This is a genomic window from Haemophilus parainfluenzae, from assembly GCF_014931275.1.
Lineage (GTDB): Bacteria > Pseudomonadota > Gammaproteobacteria > Enterobacterales > Pasteurellaceae > Haemophilus_D.
Map to the genome: position 1 here is coordinate 1,982,090 of NZ_CP063110.1, position 12,234 is coordinate 1,994,323.

Sequence of the window (12,234 nt, forward strand, 5' to 3'; positions counted from 1 at the left end):
ATATAATTGCTCAGGTATTTTACTTCGAGTAAAATCTAGCCCTTGATGGCTATTCTCGGAAAGTTAACCATCATGGCATCATATTTTTTAATCATCTAGGAGTGATAAAATGGGACAGTATAAAAAGTTCTGGTACCTATTAGTCGCCGTATTAATTGGAGCATTCTCCATTCTCGGTTACTATGGGTTCGAAGTTTATCGTGAAGCACCACCAATTCCGCAACAATATGTTTCAGAATCAGGTGAAAAAGTGATTACTCACGATGAAATTTTACATGGTCAAACCGCTTGGCAAACCACTGGTGGTATGCAAGTGGGATCTGTTTGGGGTCATGGGGCATACCAAGCACCAGACTGGACAGCAGATTGGCTTCACCGTGAATTAACTAACTGGTTGGATATTACAGCGAACCAAGAATTTGGTAAAAACTTTGCTGATTTAAATGATGAACAGCAAACGTTATTAAAAGCGCGTTTAACCAAAGAATATCGTGGTAGCAAAGTTGAAAACGGTACTGTTGTGCTTTCAAACACCCGTTTAGCGGCAATGGAAAAAACAGCACAATACTATATTTCTTTATATGGTGATGATCCTGCAACCAAAGTGACTCGTGAACACTTTGCGATGAAGGATAATACCCTTCCTGACTTACAAGCACGTAAAGACTTAACTAAATTCTTCTTCTGGACAGCATGGACTGCCTCTGCAGAACGTCCAAATACAAATGCAAGTTATACCAACAACTGGCCACATGAGCCGTTAATCAACAATGTACCAACACCAGAAAACGTGGTTTGGTCTATTGCGAGTGTGGTATTCCTCATTGCTGGTATTGGTTTCGTGGTATGGATTTGGTCATTCAAAAAACGTGAAGATGAACAAGATCCACCGATTCCGGAAGTTGATCCCCTCACAAAACTACAGTTAACCCCTTCTCAACGCGCATTAGGTAAATATCTCTTTACGGTGCTTGCATTATTCTTACTGCAAGTGAATTTAGGGGCGATTGTTGCTCACTATACTGTTGAAGGTCAAGAATTCTATGGTATTGATATCTCTCAATACTTACCTTATTCATTAGTGCGTACATGGCATATTCAAGCGGCATTATTCTGGATTGCAATGGCATTCTTAGCTGGCGGTTTATTCCTGGCACCGATCATCAATGGTGGTAAAGATCCGAAATTCCAAAAATTGGGCGTGGATGTTTTATTCTGGGCATTAGTGGTATTAGTCGTCGGTTCATTCACCGGAAGTTATTTAGCAATTGCACATATTCTTCCAGAAGAATGGAGCTTCATGTTCGGCCACCAAGGCTATGAATTCATTGACTTAGGTCGTTTCTGGCAAGCGGTGAAATTCGCTGGTATCTTATTCTGGTTAGTCTTAATGCTTCGCGGTACAGTGAACGCATTTAAACAACCGGGAGACAAAAACTTATTAGCGTTATTCTTCGCTTCTGTCATTGCAATCGGCTTATTCTATGGCCCTGCATTATTCTACGGCGAGCACACTCACATTTCTGTGATGGAATACTGGCGTTGGTGGGTCGTTCACCTATGGGTAGAAGGCTTCTTCGAAGTATTCTCTGTAGCGGCACTCTCATTCATCTTCGTAAGCTTAGGTTTAGTTTCTCGTCGTACTGCGACTGTAGCAACTATTACTGAAGCGGCATTATTCTTAATCGGTGGTATCCCTGGTACGTTCCACCACCTATACTTCGCAGGTGCAACTACACCAATTATCGCAGTAGGTGCGTCATTCTCTGCACTTGAAGTGGTTCCATTAGTGTTATTAGGTCATGAAGCTTGGGAACACTGGGCAATGCAACAAAAAACACCTTGGATGGACCGTTTAAAATGGCCTCTTTACTGCTTCGTCGCCGTTGCATTCTGGAATATGTTAGGTGCTGGCGTATTTGGTTTCTTAATCAACCCACCAATTTCGCTTTACTATATCCAAGGCTTGAACACAACTGCCGTTCACGCTCACGCCGCATTATTCGGTGTGTATGGTTTCTTAGCGTTAGGTTTCGTGTTCTTAATTGCTCGTTATTTACGTCCAGATACACCATTTAACGATAAGTTAATGAAATGGGGCTTCTGGTTATTAAATGGCGGTTTAGTATTAATGATCGTATCAAGCTTATTACCAATCGGTATTATTCAAGGTTATGCAAGTATCTCTGAAGGCTTATGGTATGCACGTAGTGAAGAATTTATGCAACAACCATTATTCGATACCTTACGTTGGGTTCGTTTAGGTGGTGATGTGGTATTCATCTTCGGTGCACTAGCCTTCTTCTGGCAAATCTTTATGATGATTTTCTTCAAACCGAAAAAAACAGCTTAACTAGGTTTATTATCATGCAAAAGCGGCTAAGTAATTAGCCGCTTTTTATTTATAAAAAATCCATTATCTTTTTGACCGCACTTTTATTTTCATTAAATGATTTCCTTTAGCGGGGAAAATAATGTGAATATTTATAAGAGAGTGAATAAGAGAGCCATTGGCTTTATGACCAGTGTTGAGAATGTATTTCATCAAAGTGCGGTTAATTTTTTAATTGTTTTTATACCCAACTGTCATAATAAAAATACTAGGCAATTGAATATTTCTGATATAAAATTCTCTGATTTGTTTTTTAAAGGGAGAAAAAAGATGAAACTCGTTGAAGTAAAACATCCGCTTGTTAAACATAAATTAGGCGTGATGCGCGAAGCTGATATTGATACTAAAAAATTCCGTGAACTTGCAACAGAAGTGGGCAGCTTACTCACCTATGAAGCGACAGCCGATCTCGAAACAGAAAAAGTGATTATCGAAGGTTGGAACGGTCCTGTTGAAATCGACCGTATCAAAGGTAAAAAAGTTACTGTTGTACCAATTTTACGTGCAGGCCTTGGCATGATGGATGGTGTATTAGAACATGTTCCTAGTGCTCGCATCAGTGTAGTCGGGATTTATCGTAATGAAGAAACCCTTGAACCCGTCCCTTATTTCCAAAAACTCGCGAGTGATTTAGAAGAACGTTTAGCTATCGTTGTGGATCCAATGCTTGCAACGGGTGGTTCAATGATCTCCACCATTGATTTATTAAAAGCAAAAGGTTGCCAACATATCAAAGTATTAGTATTAGTAGCGGCGCCAGAAGGAATCAAAGCATTAGAAAAAGCGCATCCAGATATCGAACTTTATTGCGCATCTATTGATGATCACTTAAATGAACAAGGCTACATCATCCCTGGCTTGGGTGATGCGGGCGATAAGATTTTTGGGACGAAATAATTCCCTTTTAATAAGACGGCATTTATAGCCGTCTTTTTTCCGTGCGTGAAAACACAAAAGCTAAAAAAGCATTAAAACCGACCGCACTTTCAGTTAATTCAAACCGAGAGTTGAAACTAAATGAGTAATCAAACTACAACCGCACCTGTTGAGGTGCAAAGCATGGGCAAACAAGCGTTTGTCGGTTTACAGATGTTATTTGTTGCCTTTGGCGCCTTAGTATTAGTTCCTTTAATCACCGGATTAAATTCTAATACTGCTCTTCTTACCGCGGGTATCGGTACACTGCTTTTCCAACTTTGTACTGGTAAACAAGTCCCTATTTTCTTGGCTTCCTCTTTTGCCTTTATTGCGCCTATTCAATATGGTGTACAAACTTGGGGTATCCCAACCACAATGGGTGGACTTGCTTGTGCAGGCTTCGTCTATTTCGCACTATCAACCTTAGTAAAATTACGCGGTAGTGCTGCACTTGAGCGTATATTCCCGCCTGTTGTTGTGGGTCCCGTAATTATCATTATCGGTATGGGACTTGCACCCGTTGCTGTGGATATGGCATTAGGTAAAAACAGTGCATATAGCTATGAGCATTCGGTATTAGTTTCTATGATTACCTTGGTCACTACCCTTTCTGTTGCGGTATTTGCTAAAGGTATGATGAAACTGATTCCAATTATGTTTGGTATCGTTGCAGGCTATGTGGTTTGTTTATTCCTAGGTTTAATTAACTTCCAACCTGTTTTAGACGCAAAATGGTTTGAATTACCTCAGTTAACCAAACCAGAATTTAATTTAGAAGCCATTCTTTATATGCTACCAATTGCTATCGCACCAGCCGTTGAACACGTTGGCGGTATTATGGCAATCAGTTCTGTAACAGGTAAAGATTTCCTTAAAAAACCAGGCTTACACCGCACCTTATTGGGCGATGGTGTCGCAACAGCTGCGGCTTCATTAGTAGGTGGTCCACCAAATACTACTTATGCTGAAGTAACGGGTGCTGTAATGCTAACTCGCAACTTTAATCCAAATATTATGACTTGGGCTGCAGTATGGGCAATTGCAATTTCCTTCTGTGGTAAAGTAGGTGCATTCCTTTCTACTATCCCAACCATCGTAATGGGTGGCATTATGATGTTAGTATTCGGTTCGATTGCCGTTGTCGGGATGAGTACCTTAATTAAAGGTAAAGTGGATGTAACTGAACCTCGCAACCTTTGCATCATTTCTGTGGTGATGACTTTCGGGATCGGTAATATGTTTGTCAACGTCGGTGATACTGTTTCCCTAAAAGGTATCAGCCTTTGCGCTATCGTCGCGATTGTACTGAACTTGATTTTGCCAAAAGCAAAAAATGAAGTAGAATAAAACTTCCCAAACAAAAGGGTTAAATGAAAATTTAGCCCTTTCTTTTTTATTTTAAATCAACTCGTTAATCCGTGAATCAGCAACTTTCTTTACCTATTCATCAAATTGATGATGAAACGCTTGAGAATTTTTATAGTGATAATAATGCATTATTGCTCAATTCTTTACGTCAAAATATGACTGATTTACAGCAACAATTCTTCTACCTTTGGGGAAACCAAAGCGTCGGAAAAACTCATCTTCTACGCGCACTCTGTAATGAATATATTCAGCAACAACGAAGTGCGATTTATGTTCCATTGAGCAAATCACAATATTTCTCCACAGCTGTTTTTGAACATTTAGAACAGCAAGATTTGGTTTGTTTAGATGATTTGCAAGCGGTTATTGGAAATTCAGAATGGGAAATAGCCTTATTTGATCTCTTTAATCGTATCAAAGCCAATGGCAAAACTTTATTGGTTGTCAGTGCCGAACAATCTCCAACTGCTCTACCCGTTAAATTACCGGATTTAGCCTCTCGTTTAAAATGGGGAGAAAGTTATCAATTGATTCCACTCAGCGATGAACAAAAACTCGCTGTATTGAAACAAAATGCCCATCAGCGAGGCATTATGCTTTCTGATGATACTGCCAATTTTATATTTACTCGTTTAGATCGTGATATGGCGACATTAAAAGAGGCGTTAGTTCGACTCGATAAAGCCTCATTGCAAGCTAAACGAAATCTGACCATTCCTTTTGTGAAATATATTTTAGGCTTATAAACAGATAAAAAATAACCGCTCTTTTTCAAGTGCGGTTAATTTTTTAGTCATTTAATTACCAGCAGTGATGGCAATAACCAACACCGACACTCGGCATTATTGCTACAGGAACGCGAGAATAACCTCTATGTTTAGAACGATGATCACTCGCATTCATTTCATTTGGAACGCTATCTCTTTGTGCAACTTTCGCTTTTTCTCGAGCAGTGACAGTATTACCACTTGTTACTCGAGCATTGTAATCTTGTACGGAATTCATATCATACATCGCTGCACCATTACCAATACTTGAAGCTTCCTGAGGTGCTGTACAAGCTGTTAAAACAGATAATGCTGCAATAGAAATTAATTTTTTCATAACGTTACCTTTTATCACAAACTACTTTATTAAGTGTTTCTCTGCCTTCTTTAATCCGCTCATTCGCTTTTTTTCTAACGTTAGGATCTTCATTTTGCTCAATATATTTTGCTACATTGGCGTTTTTGATTGCATAAACAGGGATATACTGTGAATGTTTCGTTTCACCTTTTTTATAAATTGTGGCACCTAAAACACTACCATAATACTCGCTAGCATCATTAGGTTTAATGTAATAATTGCTAGAATTTGTTACATCTACGCCATCATCACTTTTAAACCCACTACAGATCCCCGCAGGTGAAAGAAACGTTGTTTTTGAAGCGGCAACTTCGTTAAATTTGTACACCTCAAACTCAATACTATTCGCAAGCTCTTCTATGTCTTTTTCAGACTTAGGATCTAAACTTCTTTGGCCTTTTCCATCAATATATTTCACTGTTTCAGAAATATTACTTTCAGAAACATTAACTGAAACATTATTTTCAGGTGTCTTCGCTTTTGTTGCATATACAACACTACTACCTTCGGCTAAAACAACTGATGATGCTAAAACACAAAAAGAGTAAATCCCAATTTTTTTCTTAATATGACTCATAATAATTTGATTTTCTACGTTAATAATTATTTTCGTATAATTCAATAGGTAAATAATCTGGGTCTCTGAAGAAAGTGTACTTCATTCCTGTTAATTCATCAACCCTAATTGGTTCACAATCAATGCTATTTTCCAAAAGATAAGCGACATATTCATCAATATTTTCGACATTAAATGCTAAATGTCGCAAACCGCAAGCCTCAGGAGTGGTTACTCTTGAAGGTGGATTTGGAAAAGAAAACAACTCTATTTGACTCCCATCGGGAAAACTTAAATCTAATTTATAGCTATCCCTTTCTGCCCGATAAGTTTCATTTAGCTGTTTAGCGCCTAAAATCTCCATATAAAAATGCTTCGAACGTGCATAGTTCGAAGCAATGATCGCAATATGGTGAAAACCTAATAATTGGGGTTTCATTATTTCTCCGGTGTGACACTCTTCGCTTTTTCTTCTTCCTGTAAAGCGAGTGCATCACGTGCCGCACGAATACTTTTCTCAAGCATTGGTACACGAGGATCATCTGGCTCCAATAAGCGTAGCATCATCGCCCAGGTTACTGCCGCCATTTTATAATCTTCCCCTTCAAAATAACTGAAAGCAAGTAAACTTAAGGCTTCAGGATTCGAATGATCTTGACGAATAACATCACGTAAAAGCTGGTTACCTTTGAGTTTATCTGTTTGATCTTCAGAAGACATTAGCATACGCGCATAGGAAAGCTTATACGTTAAATTATCTGGCTCAAGCTTATTCGCTTGTTGATAGCTATCAAAGGCTAATTTTCCATTACCTAAATTCATCCCTACCTGACCTAACAACCACCATTTTTTAGCATCCTTTGGTGTTTTTTGTAAATCCAAACGAAGTGCGGTCGAAAATTGCTGCATTTCTGCATCTGTCATTGGGTTTGTGTCTTCTTCTTTGATCCGTTCAAAGAAATAAGGTAATTTTGCCAATGTCTTTTCCATCATATCTTCGGCTTTCCAAGATCCCAGAGGGAAATAAGCCGCACCAGCAATAATGGCTAAACCGAGCAAACCAGAAACAAACCACAACTTACCGTAATTTTTGGCATTTTTATCGATAGTTTGTGTTTCTTGTTGAGGAATATCTTCCAACAATGTTTTTTGTAGCTCTTGCTTGAGTTGTTCAACATTTTCAACTAAACCCTGTTGATTATCTTGCTCAATCTCTTGCAAACGAGAAAAATATAACGCCTTATTTAATTCATCACGTTTTTTATCTTCTTTGGCTTTAACAGAACGTAGCAAGGGATAAAAACAAATCAGTGCCACCACTAAAGTGAGCGCAATAATACTTAATGCAAAATTCATTATTTATCCTTTTCTTTGAGTAAAGCCGATAAACGTGCATTCTCTTCATCATCTAAAATCGCGTCAGAATTGACCGCACTTGGGCTTTTAGATTTACGTTTAAATACAAATAGAATGCCAATCAACACTAACAAAATTGGGGCAATCCATAGAACGATTGTTGACATCGTCATTGGTGGATCATAAGTCACGAAATTGCCATAGCGTTGGATCATATAATCCACCACTTCATTTCGATTTTTACCTTCTTGTAACAGCTCAAACACTTTACCACGCATATCTACTGCAATGGTTGCATTCGAATCGGCAATATTGTTATTTTGACATTGTGGACAACGCAGTTCTTGCGTTAATTGATGATAGTCCTTTTCTTGCTCTGGCGAAGCAAAATTTAGCGCATCAATTGCGGCAGTCGCAGAGACGCTCATAAAAAGTGCGGTCAAAAAAATCCATGATTTTCTCATTATGGTTTCTCCGCTAATTTGTCATAAATAGGCTTCAATGTCTCATTCCAAACACGTTCATTCACATCCCCCGCTAAGCGATAATGAATCACGCCTTTACCATCAACGATAAATGTTTCCGGGGCGCCGTAAACCCCCAAATCTAATGCAAAAGAACCTTTTTCATCTTTAAGCACAAGACTATAAGGATTACCTAAATCTTTTAGCCATTTTACAGCTTTTGGTGATTCATCTTTATAGTCGATACCAATGATTGTTACGCCTTGTTTAGCCAATTGATTCAAATATTGATGCTCTGCATAACAAGTTGGACACCAAGTCGCCCACACATTCAAGAGAATCGGTTTACCTTGTTGGAAAATTTCATTACCGTAGGTTTTATTTTCCAATAAATCCGTTAATGTTCTCTGTGGCACAGGTTTCCCCACAAGAGCAGATTCTAACGCTTTTGGATCATCACCTTGCGCATTGCGTCCTAACTGAACTAAAAAAGCTGCCGCCACGGCAAGAAAAACAATAAGTGGGATAAGTAGTTTTTTATTCATAACACTATCAATTTTACATCTATTTCTAGGGGCAATAGGCCCCTTATTACAATTAAGACTGTTTAACTAATCGACTAAAACGATAACGACGGTCAAACATACAGAGCAAGCCACCTAATGCCATAAACAATCCTCCAATCCAAATCCAACGGATAAATGGTTTATAGTAAAGGCGTAGCGCCCATGAGTTATCATCTATTTTTTCGCCCAAGGCGACATAAAGATCGCGAGTAAAGCCCCAATTAATTGCTGCTTCAGTCATAGGCATTTTACTGACGGTATAAAAACGTTTTTCAGCGAATAATGTTGCTTCTGGTTTACCCGCTTTTGAAATATCAATTTGTGCTTTACCGCCCATATAGTTAGGACCATTTGCGTCACTCACGCCTGCAAATTTGAAGTCATAGTTAGCAATCTGTACCGTATCACCCACGGCCATTCGCACATCACGTTCTACACTGAAGTTTTGGCTAAAGGCAATTCCCCAAACGGTCATGGCTACACCAAGGTGAGCCAAAATCATCCCCCAATGAGAACGAGAAAGTTTAGTGATACCTTTAAAGAAAGACTCGCGGTGTGTTGCACGTTGCTTCATTTCATAAAGACTGAGTAACACAATAATGACTGACATCATAGTGCCAAGCACAGCACTGACAGTGAGTTTATTTTGTAGGAAATACGGTAAAGCAAAACCTGTAATCGCCATCACAATCACACTCACAACAACCGGTGTGCGAATTTCAGAGAACTGGTCACGACGCCATTTTACTAACGGTCCAATACCCAGTAATAAGGCAAATGGGGTCATAATAATCAGGAACATTTGATCAAAGAAGGGGGCACCGATCGAAATAGATCCTAAGCCTAATTGTTTATGAACTAGCGGTAATAACGTTCCTAAGAATACCACACAAAGTGCGGTCATTAATAGGATGTTATTTAGTAATAATAAGGTTTCACGAGAATAACGTTCCGCATTATCACGCGAACGAATTTGGTTGCCTTTGTAAGCGTACAAGGTTAAAGAACCACCAATTACCACAACCAAATAAGCAAGAATATATAAACCACGTGTAGGATCTGAAGCAAAGGCGTGTACTGACACTAAGATACCGGAACGAACTAAGAACGTACCCAGTAAGCAAAGTGAGAAAGCAAGGATTGCTAAAAGTACAGTCCAAGCTTTAAAAGAGCCACGTTTTTCAGTCACCGCTAAGGAGTGGATTAATGCGGTTCCCGCAAGCCAAGGCATTAAAGAAGAGTTTTCTACAGGATCCCAGAACCACCAGCCGCCCCAGCCGAGCTCATAATATGCCCACCAAGAACCGAGCACGATCCCGAGTGTTAAAAATACCCAAGCAGCGATCGTCCAAGGGCGAGACCATCTTGCCCAAGCGGAGTCTAATTTTCCTGTCATTAATGAGGCGATCGCAAAGGCAAAAGCCACAGAAAAACCAACATATCCCATATAAAGCAATGGAGGATGGAAAATTAAGCCCACATCTTGCAACATTGGGTTGAGTTCTCTGCCATCTACTGGGAAGTCAGGGAATGTACGGGTAAATGGATTTGAGGTAAATAATACGAAGAGTAAGAAGCCGATGCTAATAATCCCCATAATACCTAACACGCGAGCCACGGCTTCCTGTGGCAAGTGTTTGCTAAATAAGGCTACAGCTGCACCCCAAAGTGTTAATAACCAAATCCAAAGTAATAATGAACCCTCATGTGAACCCCAAACTGCAGATAAACGATAATAAATCGGCAAGCTGCTGTTAGAGTTATTCACCACATATTGCACACTGAAATCATTAACAGCAAACAGATAGAACAATGCTGCAAACGCAATGGTTAAACTGAAAAATAAACCATAAGTCATTGGACGAGCCAATGACATAAGTTGAAGATGACCTTTTTCAGCCCCCCATAATGGGAGAATGGCTAAAAAGAATGAAACGGCAAGGCTTAAAGCAAGCGCATAATTTCCTAATTCAGCAATCATTAGCGACCTTCTTGCGATTTTTGCTGGGTTTCTTTATAACGACGATCGGCTTCACTCTCGCCTTTTAGTTCTGCCCCCATTGGTTTATGCATTTTCTGCATTTTCTCACCTAATTCTGGCGGCACATAATTTTCATCATGTTTAGCAAGCACTTCTGTTGCTTCTAATAAGGTTGGTTCTTTTAACACGCCTTGCGCAACAATACCCTGTCCCTCACGGAAAAGATCCGGCAGAATACCTTCGTATTCAACTGTAATTGATGGACCAATATCATTCACATCAAAGCGAACTTTGAGACTTTTCGGATCTCGACTAACAGAGCCTTCAACCACCATACCACCAACACGAATACGTTGCCCAACTTCAGGTTTTTGATCAGGATTTCCGTCTTTCCCTTCTACAACTTCCGAAGGGGTATAAAATAAATCAATATTTTGGCGAAGCGCATAAAGCACCAAACCTGTCGCAATCGAAATACCTAAAATCACAAAGATGATGATCGAGAGTCTTGATTTACGTCTTGGATTCATAGCGTATTCCCTTTATTTGCTTGGTTTAAACGAGCTTCACGTTGTTGCTCGCGTAACACTTCTTTTAATACTGCTTTACGACCCTTGACGCTTTGTATCGCCAAAATGATCATTGCCACAAGGCTAATGCCATAGGAAAGCCACACATAAAAACCGTAGCCTCCCATATTGATAAAATCACTCCAACTTTGGAAAAACATTTTCCGCTCCCTAAAATAAAAATAAAAAACTATTTCAGCTTACTTGCTAACTCTTTTACCCATGGACGTTTACTGTCTTCTTTTAGCAATTCAACGCGGTAACGCACAAGCGTAAACCAAATGGATAAAAATAAAAATCCCAAAATACATAAAATCAGTGGAATTAACATCGGCGTTGCAATTGAAGGTTTTTCAAACTTCGTGATACTTGCCCCTTGGTGTAAAGTATTCCACCACTCTACGGAAAAGTGAATAATTGGTAAATTCACTACGCCAACAATACACAAGATACCCGCTGATTTGGCGCCCACCGCACGATCAGAAAATGCAGAATAAAGGGCTAATACACCGATATATAAGAAGAAAAGAATGAGTTCTGCGGTTAAACGCGCATCCCACACCCACCAGGTTCCCCACATTGGTTTGCCCCAAATTGCACCTGTTACCAAGGCAATAAAGGTAAACATTGCACCGATCGGTGCCATGGCGATCATTGAAAGATGAGCGGCTTTAATTTGCCAAACTAACGCAATAATCGCTGCAATCGCCATCGAACCATACACGCCCATTGACCAAATCGCCGCTGGCACATGCACATACATAATTCGGAAACTATTGCCTTGTTGATAATCAGCCGGAGCATAAGCTAAGCCCCACACAATACCAACAGCCAATAATAAAACCGCAATCGCACCAAAAAATGGGCTTAATTTACCACATAAATGATATTGGGTTTCATGTTTTGCGTAAGGATGTAACCACTTCCACATAAAAGATC

The 12,234-nt window shown here is 39.5% G+C and carries 14 protein-coding genes; 4 read left to right on the forward strand and 10 right to left on the reverse strand.

Annotated elements, in window-relative coordinates; genetic code table 11:
- The first annotated feature begins 109 nt into the window (after positions 1 to 109).
- The 4 genes from INQ00_RS09505 to hda all read left to right on the forward strand — a co-directional run bounded on the left by INQ00_RS09505 (position 110) and on the right by hda (position 5,424).
- Complete coding sequence (locus INQ00_RS09505; protein ID WP_197546901.1) at positions 110 to 2,353, forward strand: nitric-oxide reductase large subunit; 2,244 nt, start codon at positions 110 to 112, stop codon at positions 2,351 to 2,353.
- 309 nt (positions 2,354 to 2,662) lie between these two features.
- On the forward strand, positions 2,663 to 3,289 hold the full coding sequence (upp, locus tag INQ00_RS09510; RefSeq protein WP_014063981.1) for a uracil phosphoribosyltransferase: 627 nt from the start codon (positions 2,663 to 2,665) through the stop codon (positions 3,287 to 3,289).
- 120 nt (positions 3,290 to 3,409) lie between these two features.
- A complete protein-coding gene (locus INQ00_RS09515; protein ID WP_197546902.1) occupies positions 3,410 to 4,657 on the forward strand; it encodes a nucleobase:cation symporter-2 family protein in 1,248 nt (415 codons plus the stop codon).
- A gap of 71 nt (positions 4,658 to 4,728) precedes the next feature.
- On the forward strand, positions 4,729 to 5,424 hold the full coding sequence (gene hda / locus INQ00_RS09520; RefSeq protein ID WP_197546903.1) for a DnaA regulatory inactivator Hda: 696 nt from the start codon (positions 4,729 to 4,731) through the stop codon (positions 5,422 to 5,424).
- Positions 5,425 to 5,479: 55 nt separating this feature from the next.
- Here hda and INQ00_RS09525 read toward each other — a convergent pair whose 3' ends face one another.
- Genes INQ00_RS09525 through INQ00_RS09570 form a run of 10 tightly spaced genes read right to left on the reverse strand, consistent with a single transcriptional unit; the run spans position 5,480 to position 12,226 of the window.
- Positions 5,480 to 5,782, reverse strand: coding sequence for a hypothetical protein (locus tag INQ00_RS09525; RefSeq protein ID WP_197546904.1), 303 nt, complete (start codon positions 5,780 to 5,782; stop codon positions 5,480 to 5,482).
- A gap of 4 nt (positions 5,783 to 5,786) precedes the next feature.
- Positions 5,787 to 6,380, reverse strand: coding sequence for a DUF8095 domain-containing protein (locus INQ00_RS09530; protein ID WP_197546905.1), 594 nt, complete (start codon positions 6,378 to 6,380; stop codon positions 5,787 to 5,789).
- A 19-nt stretch (positions 6,381 to 6,399) separates the two neighbouring features.
- Entirely contained in the window at positions 6,400 to 6,798 is a 399-nt protein-coding gene (gene gloA2, locus INQ00_RS09535; RefSeq protein WP_197546906.1) for an SMU1112c/YaeR family gloxylase I-like metalloprotein, read from the reverse strand.
- Positions 6,798 to 7,715, reverse strand: coding sequence for a c-type cytochrome biogenesis protein CcmI (gene ccmI, locus INQ00_RS09540; protein ID WP_197546907.1), 918 nt, complete (start codon positions 7,713 to 7,715; stop codon positions 6,798 to 6,800). Before ccmI ends, gloA2 begins: the two co-directional genes overlap by 1 nt.
- Positions 7,715 to 8,179, reverse strand: a complete 465-nt coding sequence (locus INQ00_RS09545; protein WP_197546908.1) for a cytochrome c-type biogenesis protein — start codon at positions 8,177 to 8,179, stop codon at positions 7,715 to 7,717. The genes ccmI and INQ00_RS09545 overlap by 1 nt, the downstream gene beginning before the upstream one ends.
- Positions 8,179 to 8,724 (reverse strand): DsbE family thiol:disulfide interchange protein, encoded by a 546-nt coding sequence (locus tag INQ00_RS09550; protein WP_197546909.1) that lies wholly within the window; start codon positions 8,722 to 8,724, stop codon positions 8,179 to 8,181. Before INQ00_RS09550 ends, INQ00_RS09545 begins: the two co-directional genes overlap by 1 nt.
- 52 nt (positions 8,725 to 8,776) lie before the next feature.
- Positions 8,777 to 10,726, reverse strand: a complete 1,950-nt coding sequence (locus INQ00_RS09555; RefSeq protein WP_197546910.1) for a heme lyase CcmF/NrfE family subunit — start codon at positions 10,724 to 10,726, stop codon at positions 8,777 to 8,779.
- Positions 10,726 to 11,256, reverse strand: a complete 531-nt coding sequence (gene ccmE, locus INQ00_RS09560) for a cytochrome c maturation protein CcmE (protein ID WP_049374622.1) — start codon at positions 11,254 to 11,256, stop codon at positions 10,726 to 10,728. The genes INQ00_RS09555 and ccmE overlap by 1 nt, the downstream gene beginning before the upstream one ends.
- On the reverse strand, positions 11,253 to 11,456 hold the full coding sequence (gene ccmD / locus INQ00_RS09565) for a heme exporter protein CcmD (RefSeq protein ID WP_005699972.1): 204 nt from the start codon (positions 11,454 to 11,456) through the stop codon (positions 11,253 to 11,255). The genes ccmE and ccmD overlap by 4 nt, the downstream gene beginning before the upstream one ends.
- Positions 11,457 to 11,485: 29 nt before the next feature.
- Positions 11,486 to 12,226 carry a heme ABC transporter permease gene (locus tag INQ00_RS09570; protein WP_049379996.1) on the reverse strand — a complete coding sequence of 247 codons (741 nt, stop codon included), beginning with the start codon at positions 12,224 to 12,226 and terminating at the stop codon, positions 11,486 to 11,488.
- Between the last annotated feature and the right edge of the window lie 8 nt (positions 12,227 to 12,234).